Here is a 23,617-nt window from a genome sequence, read left to right as displayed (position 1 = left end):
GCAGGTGTCATTTGATTGATTGGTTGAATGACGTGAAATTTAGTTGAAAAAACCAGCAGTTAGTTTACGCGGGTTTGCTGGTTGGTGTAATTGATCTTAGATAAATATCAAGTGGTTAAGTCTATTTTTTGTGGGTTTTGATGCTTGCTGTAATAGTGATGTAATACCTTTTCTGTTGGTTGTTTTTTATAGTTGCGCCACTCGATTATCATTTAGCACAAGGCATATTATGAATAACACGATCACTCACTATTATATTTATCCTGCGATCGGTATTGCCCGAGTAGGTAACTCGGTCGATGAATTTTATATTGGTCCTGAAGCGCCAGAGCAGCAGATCCCGACCAACTTTGAATATAAAGATGACTTTGGCAAGGTCAAACGTCAGGCGGCGCGTTTTAGGGTGTATGGCCTAAATGCTCAAGGTGAAGTTGTTCAAGAAATGACTAATTCTCCGGATGTGAAAATTGAATGGCAGGTGCATTTAGCTAATCGTAAATCGATTAACTATCAGTTTAATAATGCAATGGATATGGGCGAGTTGTCTAAAGACTGCCAGCTGAGAAATGCTAAAATGACGAACTTGTCAGAGCGTGCTAAAAAGCTTTTAATCGACTCGGGCACTCGAACAATCGAGGGCTGCAATGAAAAAAACAAAGCTGAATATCAATTTGATAGCGGCAAGTTTTATGCGGGAACGGCTTACCAAAGAGATGTCTATTTAGGTGAATTGCAAACCGATCAGCAAGGGCGTTTGATAGTATTAGGCGGGCGAGGTGAGTCCAATAGTTTTGATGGTCGCCAAGCCACTACTTTTGCTAATAACGAAGGCTGGCACGACGATGTTAGTGACGGCACCGTGCGAGCGACTGTTACGGTAAATAATAAAAAGTATACTGCTAAACCTGCGATGGTGGCCGTTACACCGCCCAATTTTGCGCCGGGCATGCGTGGTATTGTCACCATGTATGATGTCGTGACCGATCTTTTCTATGCTAACAACCTGATCAAACAACCGCCAAGCACGGAATTTTATCGTGATGTTTTCCCAATATTTAATAGCTTGGTTGAAAATCAGGGGGTCAATTCGGGCTTTTACATGATGTTTGGCGATAATGCGCCAGCTAACTTCACTGAACCCGAATTGCTTGCCAGACTCGCTAGTTCACATCAAGAAAATGCGCCACTTCGAAATGCACTGTTTGAACAATTTCGATTGCCAGTTGAGGAAACGCAGCTACAACGCATTGAAAAAATAGAAACAATTACCACCCCAGAGCAATATGGCGCTAAGGCTAGCATACTCAATAGCACCATTTCTAAAACGCTTGATGCGGCCGTTCAATTGGTGCAAACACAACTGCAAGCGGCTCAGTTACCGCCTTTTTATGGTGACGCTTATGGCGATTATGAGAACTCACCGTTATCGGGGCTCAGTTTAACCCAAACTCAGTATCGCCATCTTGAAAATTGGGCCAAGGGCGAGTTCATTTGCGCAGAGCGACCAGAACCCGTGTCGGGTCTAGACGCGATTGAGCTTGCGAGCCAACCGCACGCGTTAACCAAAGCTAACTTATTGGAATGTTTGGGTGGGCCATTTCATCCCGGCATTGAGTTAACGTGGTTTTTACGCCGAATTTCGATGTGGGATATAGCAGATCCATTTGACACCATGCGCTTAAATATCTTGGCTGAAGGCGTACAAGTGCAAGATTTTTATGGCCCAGTGTTAACGCCAGCTGTCGCGCTAGAGTCGATGTTTAATGCGAGCGGTCCGGGCACGTTAACGCGCTTTATGGGCGTGCCGTGGCAAACCGATGAGGGCAGCTGTCGTTCTGGGCAAGATTATGATCCTGCTTATTACTTGCCAACGCCAAGTTATTGGTCGGCCAGAGTACCAAATCAGGTCTTGAGTCAGCGGTCGTTAGATCGGATCAGAGACACCCGATTACCGGATCTGCAACGGCTAAAACACTTTGATTATCGTCAAGACTGGCTGCGTTTTTTACGCGAAGACAGTACCAACCCAAGACTCGGCATGATCACCGACTGGGACAAAGTCGGCATCGTGAGTAAGCAAACTATTCCGCCAATAATGCTTGGTAAAACAGTCATTGATACGCTTTGGGTTGAGTCTGAAGTTAATGAAAGATTTTTAGTCAATGATCCCAGTTATCGTCAAATGCTGCATATGGAATCTTTAGTGCGCTTTGAACATGCAACCGTGCATGAAGTAACCAAATCAGAACAATCGTTTAACGACAAGATCAAGCAGCTAGAAAAAGAAGACTTAGCCGCCGCTAAAGGCAATGTACCGCCAAGAAAAATAAGATCACGGGATGAGTTGTTGTAATTAATGAATAAATCCAACACCGATTATCATGTGGTGATTGTGGGGGCGGGTGTCGCAGGGTTAACTGCGGCACTGGTGCTGGCACAACATGGCTTAAAAGTCGCGATAATCGAAAAACACAATAGTCACCGATCTAAAATGGGCGAGTGTATTCAGGCGTCAGTGCTGGGTACGCTTGAAAAGCTGGGCTTAAAAGAGCAGTTCGAGCATGACCAACATTTTCAATTACAAGGATATAAAGTGCACTGGGACGCCCAGGGCTTATACGAAAGAAACCTACTGGCCTCGACGGCAGGCACTGGCTGGTTGCTTAACCGTGAAAAGTTTGATGCCATGCTGGTTAAAGCGGCGAATCAGGCTGGGGTTGATATTTACTGGCAATCTAAAGTCGCGGCGTTACGCGAGGTGGCGCACCAAACATCGGGTTATCAAAATACTTGGTTATTAGACATAGCCGGCTCTGATAACACTTGGCAGCTAGATGTCCCTTTTATCGTTGACGCAACCGGGCGCTCCCGCATTATTACCAAGCAGCTTAACGCTGTCACGCAAAAATCAGACAACCTAGTCGCTTGTTTTTGTCGGATTGATCATAACCAGTGCGACATGCTGAAGAACCAGCAAGCGGTGATCCAAAGCAGTGAACATGGCTGGTGGTATTTGGCACCTTATTGCGAGCAGTATGCGAGTTTATGTTATTTCACCGATCCTGATTTAGCCTTACCAAAATCAACGGAGCAGCTCTGGGATTTGGCACTGCAACAGGATCAATTAAAACCGTATTTAATCGGTAGTAGTGTGGCTAATCAACATGACTTTAAAGTGGTACCCGCTTATTCGTCGCAATTGACACAGTGCGTTGCCCATAACTGGCTTGCCGTGGGCGATGCCGCTTGCAGTTACGATCCCTTGTCTTCTTATGGCATTACATCAGCGATGGGCAGCGCTTTTTATGCCGGCAAAGCCATTGTTAAAACCTTTAATGATCAGCCTGAGTTTCTTGAGGTTTATCAAAGCTTAATACATAAAAATTACAAGAGCTACCTAACAACACGTCACAGTGAATATCAGAAAGTGACGCAGTTTAATTCAACATTTTGGCAACGACGCCAAGCACACAGCTAAAAAAATCGGCAAATGGTCATGTTTATACCTCTGTTGCTACGATTGCATCAAAGCAGCGGTAATATTTGCAGCAACATGGTTAGGTTGCTGTTAAATCAACTATATAGTTATGCCTGTCCCAAGTTAATACTTAGAACATGAATTCGGGATCTGTTTAAATTTGTCATGTGTAATATTGATGTAATACCTTTCTGTAATTTTTGAAGATAAGATTGATGCATATTCGATTTTGGCGTTGGTACGCCGTTAATGAATATATAAATATCATCACTTACAAACAATACAAAAAGGATTTTCGTATGACTCAAGGTACACAAGAACAGATTCAAGGTGTGTTTAATGTTTCTTATTTGATAACCAACCATTTGTCAGGTGGAGTTTCATTTCGTGTCGATCTACATGTAAACGCAGATCGTCAGATAACAGGTGTCGGGCATGTGTTCCAAGCGATAAGCCCACCGTTAAATGTTTCAACGAAATTATCTGGTGAATGGTCATATATGTGCACGATGTCGTCGTGTAATATTCTTGTTGTCTTGGATGGTGTTAGTCTTTACCCAAGCAGTGATGCTGCAGAAAACACTAAACTAAGAATGTCTCTTTCTGAAGACTGGCAGTCTGGCGTTGCTAATTTTCAATATTTACAGGACGGCGTATGGCAAGATTGTGATTTTGAAAAAGTAGAATTGGTGGAATCCTCTTCTATCGCTAAACTAGCAGAGATTACAAAAAAGCACGCGAAAACAAAACAAGCGCAGGCAAAAAAATCATTAGCATAATGATAGATAAATAACAAAGGAAGGTCTATTTCGAGCCTGTATCATGGCTAATAGACCTTTCTTGTGCATATTTAATCAGGCTTTTGCCCGAGTTAATTCAACTTGAAATCACGTAATATTTAGCAAGATTATTATTAGCCATATATTCCTACAAACTCTTCCCCTTTAGCAACGAGCCATGGTGATTTATTAAACGTTTCGTACGTTATTAAATCGGTTTTAACACTCGTTTTATCATGTCGTTCATCGATGTATTCTCCGTAGTATTTTTACAGTGATAACAATGTAAGTAAAAAGGTGAGCCACACACCTACAAACTCAGATTATATTTTTATTATTACGTTATAAGAAACTTGCTTTAGTTTATTTAAAAATCATCAACATAGACGGCTACATTGCCCGTCAGCCCTCAAATGTGAGTGCTCGTGTAATATTGGTGTAATACCTAAAATTCGTTAAATACTATAGTTTGAGTTATCTACTTAAACAAATCATTTGGTATTAGTCAGATGATAAATATTAACTGAATTTGGGGCTCCAAATGACTAATCATTGCAATCACGGTACTTGTGCACAGTGTGCTTGTCACAATCCAGGCTGGAATGCTTTAGCTAAGCGATTATTTACGCCACAAAATATCGCTGAATTAGCAGAACAACTAGCGCCGGTCATCGAACCAGAAAGTTTGATCCTAACGGCTTGCGTTATGTATTCTGGTGGTACGATTCGGCCGATGATTGGCGGCAACACAGCGAACGTTGAAGCCGTTGGTTTTGCCAATGGCCAGGTCGCTGCAGTGGGTTCAAAATATGATGTCAGTGCAAAAATGAAAGCGCTGGGCATGCAACCTGAAAATCACTTCATTCTAAAACCAGATGAAACTCTGCTGCCTGGTTTTATTGAGCCCCATGTTCATATAGTACCCACCGCCTTAACGATGGGCTGGCATAACTTTGGCGCATTCGAAGGTCAAGATCTAAAAACAGATTACAACCTGCACGGTTTTATCGAGACATTGCAAAACATCAGCAATAAGCAGTCTGCAGGCTGGATTTTGGCAACGGGCGTTGATCCATCGCTGATGCCATTTCAAACCGCACTTGATGGCTCACAGCAACTGGTTGACATTAATGTGACTACGCTCGATCAGCTGGCACTAGAACAACCTGTGTTTTTGACCGCAGCGTCGATGCACACGGCCTACGTCAATACCAAAGCACTTGAGCTCATTGCGAAAAAACAAGGCCTTAACGACCAAGAAACACAAGACTTTATCGCTAAAATTACCAAACAAGGCGCGCTGCAAGAGCTCGCGCAAATGCTGCCTGCCTATAACGCAATTCCTGAGTTTCAATTAGTGGAAATGGAAGCTGGTCTGTTCGAACACATTAAGTCAATTTTTAGTACCGCCAATGAGCGTGGTATTACGTTGATGTATGACGCGGGCATGTTGCCGATTATGAAACAAATGCTAAACCTATATCGGCTATTTAATCAACACAATGTTCGGGTGGGTTATGCGCAGTTATGCGAATCGGTAACTGATGCTCAGGAAATGGCAGATTTTAGCCCACTAAATGAAAAGAGCGTTGGTGAACTTTTTCAAGGGGCGGTTAAGCTAATTTCAGACGGTTCAAATCAAGGTTTAACCGGTTTTCAGTCAGAACAATATAGCTGTGAGCCGGTAGCTAATTATGGCGTATTTAATTTTGCTAACCCGCAAGTCGCCGCTGATTTTGATAATTCGGACAAGCCGGATTATCAAACCATGGTCGACCATGTTATTGCCAAAGGTTGGCCGTTGATGATCCATGCCAATGGCGATCAAGCAATTGATTTTACTTTGGACATTTATCAAAACGCACTCAAGGGACAATCGGGTTTAGATAAGCGCCATCGCATCGAGCATTGTTCATTATTAACTTCTTATCGTGCAGATCGCGTGCAAAGCCTAGGTTTATCACCAAGCTTCCTGATTGGTCATGTTGGCTATTGGGGCTGGGCTTTCAATGAGGTGATCTTTAAAGAAAAAGCGCAGCAGCTCGATTTATGCAATTCAATGTTGCAACGCGACGTCAAAATCACTTTTCACAGTGACCTGTCTGTTAGTCCGTTAGGGCCATTACGCTTGATGGAACAAGCCGTCACTCGGATCATGGAAAGAGCGCCCAAGACTGCCCCCAATAAGGTGCTCAACCGATCAGAACAGATAACCCGTGAGCAGGCATTGCGGGCAATTACTATTGATGCCGCTTGGCAATGCCATGTCGATGAATGGCTCGGCAGCCTAGCGCCGGGCAAACAAGCTGATTTTGTTATCTTAGCCCAAGATCCGTTACAGATTAAAGATCCGACCAAAATAAGAAATATCAAAGTACTGCAGACCTGGGTCGGTGGCAAGCAACGTTACCAGAAAGGCTTAGATTTGAGCCAGTTAGTTGTTGAGGTTACAGCCGATAACAACGTTGAATTAATTTAAGTTTTTACGTCTGAATTTTATCAGGCCCAGGAGTTAGTCATCATGTCAGAAGATAACAAGCGTGTGGATATTACCGCAAGTTTTCTCGCGCCTAAAACGGCCCTAAATGAGCAGGAAAAAACACCTGATCCGCTGCAACAGCGTCGTGAAGTACTTTATACATATTCTGATACCGTCAATAACTTTAAGTTGTTTTTTCAGTTGATGCTCGCCAGTGGTTTTTGTCGTGATCGTTTACTTACTCACGATAACAACGACCTAAGCACAGTTGCTGGCCTCAACAATTTCCAAACTGAAAGTTTAGTGTTTAATACCCGTTTTCAGGCGCAGCCATTTGCGATAGTGATGTGCCAAAGCAGTGACGAGGTTGTGATGACATACCAGCTGGCCACTCGGTATAATCTGCCGATTAGAGTACGCGCAGGTGGTCACGATCATGAAGGGGAGTCGAGCGGGAATAACGTAATACTTATCGATGTTTCGGGGATCAAGGACATTGCTTATTGTGAAAAAACCAACATTGTTACCCTTGGCACGGGTTACCGATTTTACGAACTAACCCCAATACTGGCTCAGAAAGACCGCATGATAGCTCATGGTACCTGTGCCACAGTTGGACTTGCTGGTTTTATTCAGGGCGGCGGTTGGGGACCATGGACTCGCAAACACGGGATGTGTTGTGAAGATTTGGTCGGCGCCACAGTGGTTTTGGGCAATGGTGACTTGGTTGAAGTAAGCGAAACCGAAAATAGTGAGCTGTTGTGGGCTTTGCGCGGCGGCGGAGGCATGAGTTGGGGCATAGTGACTCAATTACGGCTCAAGACATTTAAGCTACCGGCAGAAATACATCGCTTTGAGTTAGAGTGGAATCAACCACAGCCACAAGAAACAGACTCTGAATACAATATTCCATTGCCAGAGCAGCAATACCCAACGATTGAACTACTTAAGGCGTGGGAAGCCGTGATTAAGTCGACTCAATCGCGCGATCTGGTTGGCACCAACTTAAAAATTAATGCATTAGCGCGCAAACCTGTTGCTGATGAGGTATTAAGGTTGCATCATCACAGTGTCATGTTTGGCTACTGGCAAGGTAGTGAAAAAGCCTTGCGCGAATTTATCGATTTGTGGTTTAGTAAGGTTATGCCTAGCAAGGATAACATCCGGATTACTGCTGCTGGTGGTCGTAACAGCGATGATAAATATGACCATAATTTAATGGGGCAATGGGCACGTAATGCGATTGCGCAAGTAAGCCGTTATGCCGGAGCTGGGCGAGGTAACACAAGTTTATTAGAGGGCACTGCGTTTAAACCCGATTATGACGCGCCTGCACCGCATAAAATCACCTCAAAATTGGTTAAAAAAGACGGTTTAAGCGACGCTGGTTATCGACAGTTATTAATAAGTTTGACCTCAAATTTACTCAAGCCAGAGAATGAACACCTTGGGCTGTTTAGTTATGTCACGCTCGGCGCTATTACGGGGCAATATTATCAAAAGCACCCACAAGGCATGTCCGCTATCGGTGTTGCCTTTCCGTATCAGCAATGCCTTTATACCATTCAATATCAAACGTGGTGGAATGAAAGCATTAAAAATAAAATTGAATTTCAGGACAGTGATGTTTTTGTCGATTCAAATCGAGCGATGGACTGGATTAGTGAAGCGCGTAACATTGAAATCGCTGGTGCGGGCGGTGCGTTCATCAGCTTTAAAGATGCCAGCATTGCTACACATGTCTATTTTGGTGACAATTACGAGAGGTTAGTAGGGATTAAATCGAAGTTCTCTAAAGACCGATTTAATCACTTACGAACCCGAAAAACGATTATTTAGCCACGACATAGCCGTAAAGATACTTTGGCCGGGTTAAGCTGATTAACGGAGCTGATAAGTTGATTACAATGCGGTATAAATAATCGTTCTGTCTGATGTTGTTGTTTATTTGTTATGTTGGTTTGCACTTGCTGGCAATCGTATTTTTTTTTAGATAGGATCCGGCTAGTTATATAAATCTATTCGATATTTTTTATGAAATATCGGAAATTAAGGATAATAAAAAATGGCCTATCTTGTTTCTAATGATTCTCAAAGCAGATGTTACCTCAGTGCGTATCATAAATTTGGGCGTTTGCAGCATACCGCAGATACCCTAATTAATTGTTCTAACATCTCAAAATTGCATGCCATTATCGAATGGACCCAAGGTGCTTGGTATATCTGGGATGTCAGTACCAATGGCACTTGGCTCAACGGTGAGAAACTAATAGCCAAAACTCGGTACATTTTGAATATCAATGACCAAATTGTGTTTCCTGGCACCAGTCGTCCCAGCTTTGTGGTTGAAGACTTAGCACCACCGCAAGACTTATTGCTGCCCTTATTAGCAGGAACTACGGCAGTCGATCCGGCTGTTGAAGCGATAAAGCTCGAAAAATACCATTTGTTACCCTCGGAAGTATCGCCTGAATACGCAATTTTTTACGACGAAGTTAATGCTAATTGGCATTGTGAAAGTGTATTTGATAATGCTAATAACGCGTTAACAGACGGTGATATTATTGAGTTTTCAGGAATGAAGTGGCGGGTTCATCTTGGAAATCATCTGGCATTAGCTAACACAGTGCAAGAGATAGACTCCGATATTGAGCAATATACTTTTACATTTTACCTGAGCCTAGACGAAGAAAAGACTCAACTTAGGTTAGAGTCTCAGAACATGCAAATTGATTTAGATATTCGCAATCATCATTACCTGACCTTATTACTGGCGAGATATCGCGCCGCAGATATTAAAAAAGGCATTGATGGATATAATCAAGGTTGGGTCGAAGTAGAACAGCTATCTCAAGATTTAGGCATTGATCAATTGCATATCAATATCCAAATTCACCGCGCGAGAAAGCAACTGGTCGACTCGCTTGAACAAGGCATTATTTTTGACGATTTGATCCAGCGAAAAAAGGGTTCAATTAGATTAGGTTGTAATCAATTTACTATTTACAAAGGCAAGGAGCTTGAATTTAGACAGCAAGCTTGACTGATAAGCTAGGTAATTGATTTTTTTTTTGATTACTAGTTGATTTTAGTGTTTGTTAACCATTATCATTTAGATAGTAATACGGTTCTATTGAACAACGTATTACAGTCAACTTCTTGATGTTTACAGTGTTAATTTTTATTGCAGTTTTTAAATATTGATATTGCACATTTCGATTTTTCTCACTCTAGTGATTTTACGTTAACTATGAGGAATAGTAATTATAGCCTCACAGTTGATGCGGTAATTACTAGTATATAATCATGACAAATCATTCAGTAATCAGTAATGATGCAATAACTGATCTTTTTGACATCGCTGACTATGACCTACTTGAAAAAATAGGTGAGGGCGGTTTTGGCCGTGTTTATCGCGCCAGAAAAATAAATACAGCGCAAATCGTCGCCATTAAATTTTTAACGCTTAACGCTGAATTTGATCTGGCCAAGAGCAATCGCTATGTCGAGCGTTTCGAACGGGAAACGTTATTGTGTAGTCGCTTAAACCACCCTAATATTGTGCATTTGCTCGATAAAGGTCAAACGCGTCAAGGTGATTTTTATGCGGTATTTGAATATGTTGAAGGGTTAACCCTTAAAGATACCCTAGCGCTTGATGGACCATTAACGGCCATTCAAACCAGCGACATTATGTCTCAAGTGCTCGACGCACTCGCGCATGCGCACAGTCAGGGAGTGATCCACCGCGATATCAAGCCTGACAATATCATGCTGACTAAAACAGGCACTAAAATCCACGCCAAGGTATTAGATTTTGGCATTGGGGCTTTGGATGAACAAACCCGTCAATTCGATTATAAAAGCTTAACGTTAACCCGAGAAACCTTAGGCACGCCGTCTTACAGTGCCCCTGAGCAATTGCGTGGCGAACCACCAACCCCTAAAACTGACTTGTATGTGTGGGCGTTAGTCTTTTTAGAATGCTTAACTGGCCGGCCTGCTGTTTTTGGTTCGACCTTGGCGTCGATTTTTCACAAGCAATTAAGCCAGTCGAGTGTGCCGTTGCCGCCGGCGTTAGCGGGACACCCGGTTGCGGCTTTGCTGAGTCGGGTTTTAGTCAAAAAAGCGCACGAGCGCATGGTCACCGCCGAAGATATTTACACTGAATTAAAGAAAATAAACTTTTCTAATTTAGTCGGTGAAATTACAACGACCCGCCAATCCCATGCCGACACCGATCATTGTCTTGAGTATGATCGGACTCAAGTAGATATGGGCAGTGCTGGTTTTACCGGTGTAACCGAGCGCAAGCAGATCACCGCTTTATGTCTTAGCATAAATGTCGAGAGCGTTAATAATCAGCTGGTTGACTTTGAAGTGATGGACGCTTTACATCGAGACATTATTAATCAGTGCATGGATATTGCGATTCGTTACGGTGCATTTCATGTTGGGACGTTGGGTGACACGCTATTATTTTATTTTGGTTACCCGGTCGCCACTGACCACGATACCCGTTTAAGCGCACGTACCGCGTTGGATATTATCAGTAACCTAAAACAACATAACTCGTTGCTGCAGCATACTCAGGGAATTATCGCCAAAGCGCAGTTAGGCATGCATACCGGTTTAATTACCTGCTATGCAGATGCCACTCCTGAGGGAGACACCGCCAGCATTGCGATGGTACTGGCCCGAAAAGCCGCGCAAAACGAGATCCTATGCACCGACGCATTGAAAAATATGCTCGACACTTATGTGGAATTTGAACCCTCATCATCGTTAATTATTGGTGCTGACCGTCAAAACAGATCGCTATTTAGATTAACCGCAGAGCGCCAAGTTGAAGCGTTTGGCTTTTTACGCAATGCGCAAAGTGATAAGCGCTTTTTCGGTCGTGATGAGCAGCTAACCCAGTTACTGAGTTTATTACCCAATCAAAGCCAAAAAGACAGTGACTTAACGCCTAAGCATGCGCATATATTTGGTGAGGCGGGCATCGGTAAATCTCGCTTATTATTTGAATTTAGGAAAAAGACCACTGGCTATAGTCATTATGTCTCTCAGTGTTTGCCTGAGCATAAAAATAATGCGCTTTACCCGATATTAAATGTATTGAAGTACAAATTTTCGCTCGATGAATTAACACTTCAAGCCGCTGCCGACAAGCTAACCCATGTTATTAACCAGCTGGGCTATTTTAAAAATGACGAGGCAAAAAATCTGGCTAAGGTTATTTTGTTTTCTTGGTTAACCTTGCCGATATCCGATGATGTATCAAATATTGATCTGGCGCCAAGCGAGCAACAACAAGTATTATTTGAAATACTTTTCAACCTGTTAACCTTGCAAGAAACGCCAGAGCGTCTCGCTGCTTTGTATATTTTTGAAGACTTACACTGGGCCGATCAGACGAGCATGGCATTTATTGGTCAGTTTGTTGATTGTGCAGTATTTAAAGCGTCGGACAGCATTTGTGTTAGTACTTCAAGACAGACGATTTCAGATCTTACAGCCGATGTTGATTTTATTGCGATAGCCTTAACCAAGCTCGAATATATTCACAGCCAGCGTTTTATCCAGGCGCTGTTCGACCAGCAAGATATTAGCGAACAGCTACTCGAGATGTTAGTGGGTCGCAGCGACGGCATTCCGCTCTTTATTGAAGAGCTGGTTAATATGCTAAAGCAAAAACAATTAATCCATCAGGTTAACGGCGTTATCGATTTTATTGATGCCGATAAAAAATCGCAGTTACCCCACAGTTTAAGGGATTCGCTGCAACAAAAACTTGATGCCATCGTTTACGCCAAAGAAACCGCACAATTTGCGGCGGCGATTGGTCGTGAATTTGATTATGACTTTTTGGTCGCAGGTTCGAACCAAAGTGAAAGTCAGCTGCAAAATAACCTCAGTGAATTAATCGCAGCCGATCTCATTTATCTGCAACGTAAAGTCAGTGGTGATAGTTATATCTTCAAACATGCATTAGTTCGAGATGTCGCTTATGACAGCATTACCCCAACGAATAAGATATCGACTCATTTAAAATTGGCGCAAACGTTAGAAACCCAGTTTATTGCCAAGTCTAATCGTTTTCCTAATATACCGGCTGTGCATTGGGCGTTGGCCAACCGACCTGATAAAGCGAGTAAATGGTACCTTGAGGCGGGTGATCAAGCGTCACAGCGATTTGTTATTGACCAGTCGATAGGTTATTACCGTCAATCAATTAGCCAGCTTGAACTGCAAACCGACAATAACAGCTTAAAACAAAGTAAATTCGAACAATCTTACATTGGACTCGCTGATAATTTAATAAAAAAAGGTCAACACCCCGAGGCCAGAGCTTGCTATAAAAAAGCATTAAGTGAGCAAGCTGATTCAGCGATTAAAGACACTTTGTTGCATTTGAAAATAGGCAAATCGTGGGAAACACACCATAACCATCAACAAGCGCTCGGTGAATATAATCACGCAGACAACCTGCTTAATAATATTGATGAGCAGCACAAAGATGATGACTGGTGGGATGGTTGGCTAAAAATTCAAAGCGCCAAACTTTATGTTAATTACTGGCAAGGCAATGTCGCAGCGATGGCCGAACTGATTGAAAAGATTGAACCTGTCGTTTCACAAAAAGCTAACCCAGAGCAACAAGCGCGCTTTTATGATGATGTGCTGCATTTACGATTTAGACAACGTCGATTTGCACTAGTAAAAGATGATGTTGAATTAGCACAAAACGCCCGCACGGCGGCACTTAATACCAGCGATCTCGCATTGCAGGCTTACTCAACATTTGTGCTTGGTTTTTCATTATATTTTTATGGCGATCGCCCGCAAGCACAAAAAGAATTGCTTAATGCATTAGTGTTGGCAGAACAACAAAATGATATCACCCTAAAAGCGCGTTGCTTAACCTATATCACGATGAATTATCGCCGGTTAGGAAACAAAGATCAGGCATTAAAATATGCCCGCGAGTCATTTGCAATATCGACCACCGCTGGCATGGACGATTATGTTGCGGTTGCCAATGCCAATTTGGCATGGGTTGAATATAAGCAACACAATGCTCTTGAGTCGTTACGACTAATTGGCTTAAGCAACAGCATTTGGAATGCCTTGGCCGACGAATTTCCTTTTCCGTTGCAGTGGCTGTCGTTGCTGACAGAGCTCGATTTATTACACACGGCTAACAATAACGGGGGATATAAGGAACATATGCCCAGACTAAAACAAATCGTTGCAATATTACTGGACGAAAAGCAGCAAAAACTACCGGAGGTGCTAACTGACCATTTAAACAGTTTTTATCAAGATGACAATATGGACACTCTACGTATAAATAAGTGCTTAACTGACGCATTGCTTAATGCGAAACAGTTAGGTTATCTATAAAAATATAATAGGAAAATAATATGTCAATCAAACTGCCTTCATCTTATATCGATGAAAATTTCAATTTAACGCTTAAAGCTCAAGATATATATATTATTAGAGAAGGAGGCCAGCGGGCTTCTTTAATTAATTATAATGATTATGTGCCTGATGTAACAGCATCTGGCGACCAAGTATCGGAACAAGCATTAAGATTAGAATGGCACAGCAGTGAGGACGATAATCATCAATTTTTTGAAACTAAAAATGGTCACTACCCGGTAAACCTAACGGGCCCAGCGTTAACTAAAGTCATAGATTGGAACCTCGATACGGCTAATTATCCGCCGGGCATCGATCGCTCGATGCTTAAACCTGGTTACTTACTCGATTTAAGATTGTTACAACTTAATCGATTACATGCGCCAAAGTTTAAATTTAACCATGACGCTCCAACCCCAGGTCGTGATACGCCGATTGAGCAAGTTGTTGTAACAAAAGATGACTTATTGCCACACCCGGTTCATAAGCCTTTCGACGGCCATGTACCACCGGAGAAGGTAAGTCAATTAACCGATTTAAGTAAAGAAAATCTCTACATCGTGTCATGGAAAAACCCCTTGTTGGTGCGAGACGTGGACAAGTTTTATCCCTATCAAATTACTTATTTGAGCGCTGAACAGCTTGATAAGCTTGAACAATATAATCTTGAACCTTCGCCAAGTGATATTGATCTAAATGCGGTTGAATTGCTTTCATTACGTGAATATTTTGAATTGGAACAAGAACAATTCGATCGCACCATTACTGATGAAGGTAAAGAGAAGTTAGAATTTAATCATCAAAAGGTTAAGTCATTAACCGGCATGTCACTGGCGCGATACTTTCGTGATTCAGGGGTACAGGTCGGTGCGGTTAACCCAAAAGATGTGCATGTAGAGCTCGGTTTAGTTGGCGCCGTCTGCATGGTGGCTAACTTACAAAGTTTCCTTAAATAATCTAATCTGGCTCACCATAAGTTTGTTTGTGGTGAGCTTTTATAGGAAACCTATGAATACTAATCTTGAGAAAGAACACTTTCAAGGCTCACACCGCCAGTGTTCACCAATAGAAACCTTAAACAAGATAAGCCCGATGATGCAAGCGATGGGCATTACCCGCGTTGCTAACATCACCGGCTTGGATCATATTGGCATACCTGTTGTCACCGTTTGTCGGCCGCAATCTTGCGCTGTTTCTGTTGCGCAAGGTAAAGGTTTAGATCTTATTTCAGCCAAAGTTTCGGGCGTAATGGAAGCGATAGAAACTTATCATGGCGAACATATTGAGTTACCACTGCGTTTAGCGAGTTACAACCAACTTAAAGCCAAGCATCAAGTTGTTGATGTGAGTCAGCTGGCAAAATCCTCATTTAGCGAGTTCAGTCTCGACCTGCCGATCTTATGGATTGAAAGTACAGATCTGATTAATCACAGCGCGCTATTTGTGCCTTATGAAATGGTCCATTGTAACTTCTCATTGCCATTGCCCGCGGGCAGTGGCTATTTTTTAATGAGCACTAATGGTCTTGCTTCTGGCAATAATTATTTAGAAGCCGTTAGTCACGGTTTATCTGAAGTGATAGAGCGCGATGCAATGTCTTTGTGGCATACCGAACGGGCACTGGGTAACAACATGGGCCAGCGCCAAGTTGATTTGTCGAGCATTACCGATAAACATTGCCTTGGTATATTGGCGCAGTTTAAAGCGGCTAGCATTGCCGTTGGGGTGTGGGATATTACATCCGATCTTGGCATTGCTACGTTTTACTGCATGATTAGCGATGATCAACACAGCAGCTCACGCACGCTGTATCCATCGGCGGGGTCGGGGACTCATCCGTGTAAATCTATCGCCTTATTGCGAGCATTAACTGAAGCGGCTCAAACTCGGCTCACGCTTATTTCCGGCTCTCGTGACGATGTCAGTGCCAATGACTATCTCGAAAAGCAAAACATTGATTTTCAAAATGAAATAAACACTCAACTAAATCAACTCAATGGCGCTAATGCCATGCTTGATTATGCCAACATTAAATCGTGGGACAATAACAGCTTTAGCGCTGACATTGCGTTAATCACCGCCAAGCTAGCTGAAGCGGGCTTAACACAAATTGCGGTGGTGGACTTGACCAAAGATGAATTTGGCATCGCGGTAGTACGGGTGGTGGTGCCGGGCCTTGAAGGCATTCATGACATGCCGGGGTTTATTGCAGGCCATAGAATGGTTGAATTATCTCGCAAGTTAAGCAAGGAGATCAGCAGATGAGTATTGTTGTTTTTACCGGCCCGACTATTTCGCAAGCGCAAGCAGCCACCTACCTTAATGCCACCTATTTGCCACCGGCACAACAAGGAGATGTCTATTTAGCCTGCTTAGACGCGCCGCAAGCTATCGTGATTATCGATGGTTACTTTGAGCGAGTTCCGGCTATTTGGCATAAAGAAATACTGTATGCGATGGCGCAAGGCATTCATGTTTATGGTTGTTCTAGCATGGGCGCTTTGCGAGCCGCTGAGCTTGACGTGTTTGGAATGGAGGGTTTTGGTCAAGTTTATCATGATTTCAAGCAGGGAAAATTAGACGACGATGATGAAGTAGCGTTGGTGCATGCCCCCAAAGAATTAGGATATCAGGGGATTTCTGAGCCGATGGTAAATATTCGGGCAACCCTTGATGCGGCGCAGCAATCAGGCTTGCTTAGCGAGCTTGAAAGCCAAACGTTAATTAAAAAGATAAAGTCGCTGTGGTATCCCAAGCGCAGTTATGCGCAATTACTAACACAAGCGGCTTTAATTTTAGATGAGAAAAAGCTTCAACAGTTGACCGAAAATGTTAAGACTGCCCCGGTCAATATTAAGCAACGAGACGCCATCGCGTTGTTAAGTCATCTGGCTAAAAATATCGATTTTGGATCACTCGCGCCGAAAAAAGTTGAATATACTTTTACCCCAACCGACGCGTGGGACATGCTGGTTAGAGACATCGATTCTAAGCAGTTTAATCAAAAATTAAGCATTAACTTTGATGATTTGGTCAATCAACTTAAGCTCAACGCTCAGTACATGCCATTAAAAGAACAAGCTCTCACCAGACAGTCGGCGTTAAGAGAGGTTAAAAAACACCATGCGTTGATCCCCCAGCAGTTAAAACAACAAGCACTTATTGATTTAAGTAAACGCCAGCGCTGTATCAATGCAAACCAAGTTGATTTCGATAAATTAGGCCAATGGCTGGATGCTCAAAGCATTAGTCTTGACGATTTTGACGCGTTAGTCGAAAAGCAGGCGGCACTTGGCTGGATTGAAAGTATCGAGCCCAACGTTGAACAAGAAATTGTCGAGTTGCTTAAACTAAACGGTGATTTTAATCACTATCAAAAAAAGCTTAACAGTAGAACAAACGATTTAGTTAAGCCTAATGCGACGGTTGAGAGTTTGGGATTAACCCAAAATGAATTGTGGCAGTGGTTCTTTGATTGTTACTTTAATCAGGGCGTACCAGCAGATATTAACGCATACGCCTATTTTAGTGGGTTTAATAGCCTCGACGAGTTTAAAGCGGCAGTATTAAGAGAATATCAACACCGGTTGGTTTAATGCTGCGTAATTGCTAAAATACTGACGGTTAAGAAAAAAATTGTAAAATATCAACATAAAACAGGAAAAATAATGAAAATAAATAATAAAAATATATGTCTTATTGCTCAAGTCACTATTCCAGTTAGCGATGAAGCTGAGTTTAAGCAATTAGGCAGCGAGATTTTTCCTTTAATTGCAGCGCAAACAGGTTGGACCCTAACGTCGCTGTGGGCTGAGCCTAGTGCTGAAGCAAGCGAAATCACATTGCAAAACATCTGGCAAACCGATTTAAGCACACCAGCACAAGTGAATGAAAAATTGGGTGAAGCAGTCGGTGCACTGTTTGAAACTCATGCTGAACTTGAAAGTAACCTGACAAAAATTGATTTATTGATTGCTGGCAATGAATTATTTTCATATACCACCAATTTCGATTATTGATAACAGGTCAGCATATTGATAATACCAATTACATTAAATGTATGATCTTGCTGTGCGTGGAGAAAATTAATTTAGACAAGGCGCTCGATTAATGGGTTTTATCAAGCACAGGTGATCACTTAATTAATGGGATTGGTATAAGATTATGGTATTAAATACCCGTTACTGTTACTTTGACAGCACAAGGGCATATTTCCCCTTACGCAGGAACAAGTTAGAGATACCATTAATCAATATTCTAAGCTGCTTGGCCCGATGACCCGAGCGGTGATTTATCTGGGTAAAAAATATGGGCGCTAACTCACTAATCGCGCTGTTTTTACAAAACAAATGGATAATATCTTGAATATTTTGATTTGGAGGGTATAATCAGCGTCAATATTTAACCGTAAATCATTATTAAATGTCTTACGGGGCCGAATTTAGTTTTGGCTAAGTCCAGTAAACAGTAGTCGGGTTTATTGGCTATCAAGCGTAGTATTGATATACAGGGTCCAGGATTAAGCCCCGCTTTGAGTCGGGGTTTTTTATTACCTGTAAGAATATTAGTTGGATTAATTAAATCATCAGATTTCACACCTGTTTAGTTAATTGATCTTATTAGTATTTCACATAGGGTGGGTTGATTATCCACCGATTAAACTGGGCCTCGAGCCCATTTTTTGTTTTTAGGAGTTAGTGTTGTCTACAATTGATAATCGCTTAACAGAAATGCTAAATCCAGCGGTTGAAGCTGCTGGTTTTGAATTAGTAGGAATTGAATACATCCGAGCCGGGAAACATTCAACGTTACGGATCTATATCGATCACCAAGATGGTATCGATGTTGATGATTGCGTTGAAGTTAGTCGCCAGTGTAGTGCGGTGCTTGATGTTGAAGATCCTATTACAAATGAATACAACCTAGAGGTGTCTTCACCTGGGTTAGATCGTCCATTGTTTAAACCTCACCATTACGAAGAGCGTATTGGCGAAATTATTTCACTACAGTTAGTGATGCCAAGCAATGGTCGACGCAATTTTAAGGGAGAGGTCATGAGCGTTGAAGGCGAAATGATCACAGTTAAGGTTGATGGACAGGAATTTACTTTAGCATTAGCTAACGTTAAAAAAGCTAATATAGTTCCACAGTTCTAACCACTATTTTTTCAATCTTAGGTTTTAAGATAAAGGTGAGAGGCAATATAGATGAGTAAAGAGATATTGTTAGTGACAGAGGCCGTTTCTAATGAGAAAGGCGTGCCACGCGAAAAGATTTTTGAAGCTTTAGAGATTGCACTTGCGAGTGCAACTAAAAAGAAAAGCGAAAAAGAGATAGAAGTACGTGTTGATATTGACCGTAAAACGGGTGAATTCGATACGTTCCGTCGTTGGTTAGTAGTAGCCGATGATGCCGTTGAAAACGCTTTTGCAGAAATGACACTTTCAGCAGCACAGTATGATGATGAATCAGTTCAGCTAGGCGATTTTGTTGAAGATCAGATTGATTCAATTACGTTCGATCGTATTACGACTCAAATTGCCAAGCAAGTTATCGTACAAAAAGTACGTGAAGCTGAGCGCGAAATGGTCGTTGACCAATACCGCGAACATCTTGGTGAACTTGTTACTGGTGTGGTTAAGAAAAGTAATCGTGATAGCGTGATTATTGACTTAGGCAACAACGCTGAAGCAATCATTTTTAAAGATGATCGTTTACCGCGTGAGTCGTTCCGTTCTGGTGACCGTATCCGTGGTTTACTGTATGACATTAAGGAAGAGAACCGTGGCCCACAGTTATGTGTTAGCCGTACTCACCCTGACATGTTAATCGAACTGTTCCGCATTGAAGTGCCAGAAATTGGCGAAGAAATGCTAGACATCATGGGCGCTGCTCGTGATCCTGGTTCGCGCGCTAAAATTGCAGTTAAAAGCAACGACAAACGCATTGATCCTGTTGGTGCTTGTGTTGGTATGCGTGGTTCACGTGTGCAAGCTGTTTCTGGCGAACTTGGCGGCGAGCGTGTTGACATCGTATTATGGGATGACAATATTGCCCAATACGTTATCAATGCAATGGCACCGGCTGAAGTTGTTAGCGTAATCGTTGATGAAGACACTAATAGCATGGATTTGGCGGTTGAAGAAGACAACCTAGCTCAGGCAATTGGTCGTAATGGTCAAAATATCCGTTTGGCTAGTCAGTTAACTGGCTGGAACTTAAACGTGATGACTGTGGCAGAACTTAAAGCTAAGCACGAAGCCGAAGACGGTAAAGTGATTAGTGAGTTAACGCTGGCACTAGACATTGAAGAAGATTTCGCTCAAGTACTTGTTCAAGAAGGCTTTACTTCGTTAGAAGAAGTTGCCTATGTTCCGGTTAACGAATTGCTCGCTATCGATGGTTTCGATGAAGACTTAGTCAATGAATTGCGCGAGCGTGCAAAGAGTGCCTTAACAACTAAAGCACTTAAAGTTGAAGAGTCGCTTGACGATGTACACCCTGCAGACGATTTATTAGCGCTTGAAGGCTTAGAACGTCACTTGGCATTCGTGCTTGCAAGCAAAGGTGTTATCACGCTTGAAGATCTGGCCGAACAGGGTATTGACGATCTTGAAGAAATTGAAGAATTAAGCCAGCAACAAGCTGGTGAATTAATTATGGCCGCCCGTAATATCTGTTGGTTTAGCGACGAGCAAGAGTAATTAGGGTCAAGGGGAATTATCAACTATGACAGACTTAACAGTTAAAATTCTAGCCGATGAAATTGGCGCGCCAGTAGAGCGTGTCATTGAACAGTTGGCAAGTGCTGGTTTTAAGAAAGACCAGAACGATAACGTATCGTTAGAAGAAATAAAGTCATTATTGGCTCATCTTGCTAAGCAGCACGGTGGTGAAGCTACACCGTCTAAAATGACATTACAACGTAAGAGTAAATCAACCTTAAAAGTTGGTTCTGGTGAAAAAAGCCGTACTGTTGCAGTTGAAACACGTAAAAAACGTACTTACGTTAAACGTGATGCTGTTGAAGATCAGGCTGCTCAGGCTGAACAAGCCCAAGCAGAGCAAGAAGCTCAAGCAGTTGCTGCACAAGTAGCTGAAGAGCAAGCGAAAAAAGACGCTGCGGTAAAAGTTGAACTTGAAGCCAAAGCAAAAACCGAGCGTGATGCTAAAGATGTCGCCGCTGCGGCCGCTAAAAAAGCACAAGCCGAGAGCGACGCTGTGAAAGCAGCAGAGATACAACTAGATCCTGCAGAGATTGCGAAAGTGGCTGAACTTAAGAAAGAACAAGAACAATTAGATGATCGTAAGCAATCTCTTGCTGCATCGAATATCGCAGCAGCAGCTAAATTAGAAGCTGAAAATGCTAAAAAATTAGCGGAAGAGAATTCAGGCCGTTGGGCTGATGAAGAAACGAAGCGTAAAGCAACTGAAAAGACTGCTGATTACCATACAACTTCTTCAAACGCTGCACGTGAAGCTGAAGACAAGCAAGATCGTCAAGACGAAGGTCAGAAACGTCCTAAGAAAAAAGCAAAGCGTGATACACGTGGCAAAAAAGGCGCACCACAACGTGGTGGTCGTAACCGTAAGGGTACACTTTCTGCTCCAACAGCACTTAAGCAAAGCTTTGATAAAACGGCCGTTGTTGCTAAATCTGACATCCGTTTAGGCGAAACAATTTCAGTATCTGAACTGGCATCTAAGATGGCAGTTAAGGCAACTGAAGTGATCAGAGCCTTAATGAAAATGGGCGTTATGGCGACCATTAATCAGGTACTTGATCAAGAAACTGCTCAACTGCTTTGTGAAGAAATGGGTTACAAAGTAGTGCTAGTACGTGAAAACGAACTAGAGCACGCTGTACTAGCTGAACGTGGTGATCAGGGCGACCTTAAGCCTCGTGCACCCGTTGTTACTATCATGGGTCACGTTGACCACGGTAAAACATCATTACTAGATTACATCCGTAAAGCGAAAGTTGCTGACGGCGAAGCCGGTGGTATTACCCAGCACATTGGTGCATACCATGTTGATGTTGACGGTTCAATGATCACCTTCTTAGATACTCCGGGTCACGCTGCGTTTACTGCAATGCGTGCTCGTGGTGCTCAAGCGACAGACATTGTTATTATCGTTGTTGCTGCAGATGATGGCGTTATGCCACAAACTAAAGAAGCGGTTGCTCACGCTAAAGCTTCTGGTGCACCAATTATTATCGCCGTTAACAAAATGGATAAAGAAGGCGCGGATCCAGATCGTGTTAAAAACGAACTGTCTGTTGTTGATGTTATTCCTGAAGATTGGGGCGGAGACGTTCAATTTGTTCACGTATCAGCGAAAGCCGGTACTGGTATCGACGATTTACTCGAAGCTATCGTGATGCAGGCTGAACTACTTGAACTTAAAGCAACGACTGAAGGTCATGCTGCTGGTGTTGTTATCGAATCTCGTCTTGATAAAGGCCGTGGCCCTGTTGCTACTGTTCTTATTAAAGAAGGTACGTTAAACCACGGCGATATCATTTTGTGTGGTACTGAATACGGTCGTGTTCGTGCAATGCGTGATGAGAATGGCCGCGACATTAAGTCTGCTGGTCCAAGTTTCCCGGTTGAAATTCTTGGTTTGTCTGCTGTGCCTAAAGCCGGTGACGAAGCGACAGTTGTTACTGACGAGCGTAAAGCCCGTGAAGTTGCTCTTTACCGTCAAGGTAAATTCCGTGACCTTAAACTAGCACGTCAGCAAAAAGCTAAGCTTGAAAACATGTTTGCTAACATGGCTGCTGGTGAGTGTTCTGAACTAAACGTTATTCTTAAGACTGACGTTGAAGGTTCTTTAGCCGCAATCGCTGATTCGCTAGCGAAGTTATCAACTGACGAAGTTAAAGTGAACATTATCAGCCGTGGTGTTGGTGGTATTACTGAAACTGACTCGACACTTGCTGCAGCGTCTAACGCTATCATGCTTGGCTTTAACGTTCGTGCTGATGCAACGGCGCGTAAAGTTATCCAAAATGAAAACTTGGACATGCGTTACTACAGCGTAATCTATGACTTGATTAACGAAATCAAAGATGCGATGAGCGGTATGCTTTCACCAGAAATTAAGCAACAGATCATTGGTCTTGCTGAAGTTCGTGAAGTATTTAAGTCACCTAAAATTGGCGCAATTGCCGGTTGTATGGTTACTGAAGGTGTTATTAAGCGTACTCAACCTATTCGTGTACTACGTGACAACGTGGTTATCTACGAAGGTGAACTTGAGTCATTACGTCGCTTTAAAGACGATGTTCAAGACGTTCGTAACGGTATGGAATGTGGTATCGGTGTTAAGAATTACAACGATGTTCGCGTTGGCGATCAAATCGAAGTATTCGAAATCATTGAAATTCAACGTTCTTTATAATTGTTAAAAGCATAAAGAATAGATGGGGGCATTAGCCCCCATCTCTGT

General features: G+C 42.6%; 14 protein-coding genes. All 14 read left to right on the top strand.

Annotated features, from left to right (window positions below; all coding sequences use genetic code 11):
• Positions 1-229 precede the first annotated feature (229 nt).
• A complete protein-coding gene (locus HRU23_02370; protein NRA52965.1) occupies positions 230-2,353 on the top strand; it encodes a hypothetical protein in 2,124 nt (707 codons plus the stop codon).
• A 3-nt stretch (positions 2,354-2,356) separates the two neighbouring features.
• The gene (locus HRU23_02365) at positions 2,357-3,478 is read left to right on the top strand and encodes an NAD(P)/FAD-dependent oxidoreductase (GenBank protein NRA52964.1); all 1,122 of its coding nucleotides are present in this window, start codon (positions 2,357-2,359) and stop codon (positions 3,476-3,478) included.
• Between the two features lie 299 nt (positions 3,479-3,777).
• The gene (locus HRU23_02360; protein NRA52963.1) at positions 3,778-4,257 is read left to right on the top strand and encodes a DUF1842 domain-containing protein; all 480 of its coding nucleotides are present in this window, start codon (positions 3,778-3,780) and stop codon (positions 4,255-4,257) included.
• Between the two features lie 541 nt (positions 4,258-4,798).
• The gene (locus HRU23_02355) at positions 4,799-6,736 is read left to right on the top strand and encodes an amidohydrolase (GenBank protein ID NRA52962.1); all 1,938 of its coding nucleotides are present in this window, start codon (positions 4,799-4,801) and stop codon (positions 6,734-6,736) included.
• Positions 6,737-6,778: 42 nt separating this feature from the next.
• Positions 6,779-8,575: an FAD-binding protein gene (locus HRU23_02350; GenBank protein ID NRA52961.1), complete on the top strand. Its 1,797-nt coding sequence runs from the start codon at positions 6,779-6,781 to the stop codon at positions 8,573-8,575.
• Positions 8,576-8,801: 226 nt separating this feature from the next.
• Entirely contained in the window at positions 8,802-9,779 is a 978-nt protein-coding gene (locus tag HRU23_02345; protein ID NRA52960.1) for an FHA domain-containing protein, read from the top strand.
• Between the two features lie 263 nt (positions 9,780-10,042).
• On the top strand, positions 10,043-14,143 hold the full coding sequence (locus HRU23_02340; protein NRA52959.1) for a TOMM system kinase/cyclase fusion protein: 4,101 nt from the start codon (positions 10,043-10,045) through the stop codon (positions 14,141-14,143).
• A 20-nt stretch (positions 14,144-14,163) separates the two neighbouring features.
• Entirely contained in the window at positions 14,164-15,120 is a 957-nt protein-coding gene (locus HRU23_02335; protein NRA52958.1) for a hypothetical protein, read from the top strand.
• Positions 15,121-15,172: 52 nt separating this feature from the next.
• Complete coding sequence (locus tag HRU23_02330) at positions 15,173-16,429, top strand: YcaO-like family protein (GenBank protein NRA52957.1); 1,257 nt, start codon at positions 15,173-15,175, stop codon at positions 16,427-16,429.
• On the top strand, positions 16,426-17,760 hold the full coding sequence (locus HRU23_02325) for a hypothetical protein (protein NRA52956.1): 1,335 nt from the start codon (positions 16,426-16,428) through the stop codon (positions 17,758-17,760). The genes HRU23_02330 and HRU23_02325 overlap by 4 nt, the downstream gene beginning before the upstream one ends.
• 72 nt (positions 17,761-17,832) lie before the next feature.
• A complete protein-coding gene (locus HRU23_02320) occupies positions 17,833-18,183 on the top strand; it encodes a hypothetical protein (protein NRA52955.1) in 351 nt (116 codons plus the stop codon).
• A 681-nt stretch (positions 18,184-18,864) separates the two neighbouring features.
• On the top strand, positions 18,865-19,320 hold the full coding sequence (rimP, locus tag HRU23_02315) for a ribosome maturation factor RimP (protein NRA52954.1): 456 nt from the start codon (positions 18,865-18,867) through the stop codon (positions 19,318-19,320).
• A gap of 51 nt (positions 19,321-19,371) precedes the next feature.
• Positions 19,372-20,868 (top strand): transcription termination/antitermination protein NusA, encoded by a 1,497-nt coding sequence (nusA, locus tag HRU23_02310; GenBank protein ID NRA52953.1) that lies wholly within the window; start codon positions 19,372-19,374, stop codon positions 20,866-20,868.
• Between the two features lie 25 nt (positions 20,869-20,893).
• On the top strand, positions 20,894-23,569 hold the full coding sequence (gene infB / locus HRU23_02305) for a translation initiation factor IF-2 (GenBank protein ID NRA52952.1): 2,676 nt from the start codon (positions 20,894-20,896) through the stop codon (positions 23,567-23,569).
• Positions 23,570-23,617: the final 48 nt, after the last annotated feature.

The organism is Gammaproteobacteria bacterium, from assembly GCA_013214945.1.
Classification (GTDB): domain Bacteria; phylum Pseudomonadota; class Gammaproteobacteria; order Enterobacterales; family Psychrobiaceae; genus Psychrobium.
The sequence above is the reverse complement of the archived record's forward strand: the minus strand, read 5'-3'. Positions and strand labels throughout refer to the sequence as shown.

What these genes read in the sequence shown, in the direction of transcription:
- HRU23_02370 (NRA52965.1), top strand. Translation starts at nt 230, where the DNA reads ATGAATAACACGATCACTCACTATTATATTTATCCTGCGATCGGTATT.
- HRU23_02365 (NRA52964.1), top strand. Translation starts at nt 2,357, where the DNA reads ATGAATAAATCCAACACCGATTATCATGTGGTGATTGTGGGGGCGGGT.
- HRU23_02360 (NRA52963.1), top strand. Translation starts at nt 3,778, where the DNA reads ATGACTCAAGGTACACAAGAACAGATTCAAGGTGTGTTTAATGTTTCT.
- HRU23_02355 (NRA52962.1), top strand. Translation starts at nt 4,799, where the DNA reads ATGACTAATCATTGCAATCACGGTACTTGTGCACAGTGTGCTTGTCAC.
- HRU23_02350 (NRA52961.1), top strand. Translation starts at nt 6,779, where the DNA reads ATGTCAGAAGATAACAAGCGTGTGGATATTACCGCAAGTTTTCTCGCG.
- HRU23_02345 (NRA52960.1), top strand. Translation starts at nt 8,802, where the DNA reads ATGGCCTATCTTGTTTCTAATGATTCTCAAAGCAGATGTTACCTCAGT.
- HRU23_02340 (NRA52959.1), top strand. Translation starts at nt 10,043, where the DNA reads ATGACAAATCATTCAGTAATCAGTAATGATGCAATAACTGATCTTTTT.
- HRU23_02335 (NRA52958.1), top strand. Translation starts at nt 14,164, where the DNA reads ATGTCAATCAAACTGCCTTCATCTTATATCGATGAAAATTTCAATTTA.
- HRU23_02330 (NRA52957.1), top strand. Translation starts at nt 15,173, where the DNA reads ATGAATACTAATCTTGAGAAAGAACACTTTCAAGGCTCACACCGCCAG.
- HRU23_02325 (NRA52956.1), top strand. Translation starts at nt 16,426, where the DNA reads ATGAGTATTGTTGTTTTTACCGGCCCGACTATTTCGCAAGCGCAAGCA.
- HRU23_02320 (NRA52955.1), top strand. Translation starts at nt 17,833, where the DNA reads ATGAAAATAAATAATAAAAATATATGTCTTATTGCTCAAGTCACTATT.
- nusA (NRA52953.1), top strand. Translation starts at nt 19,372, where the DNA reads ATGAGTAAAGAGATATTGTTAGTGACAGAGGCCGTTTCTAATGAGAAA.
- infB (NRA52952.1), top strand. Translation starts at nt 20,894, where the DNA reads ATGACAGACTTAACAGTTAAAATTCTAGCCGATGAAATTGGCGCGCCA.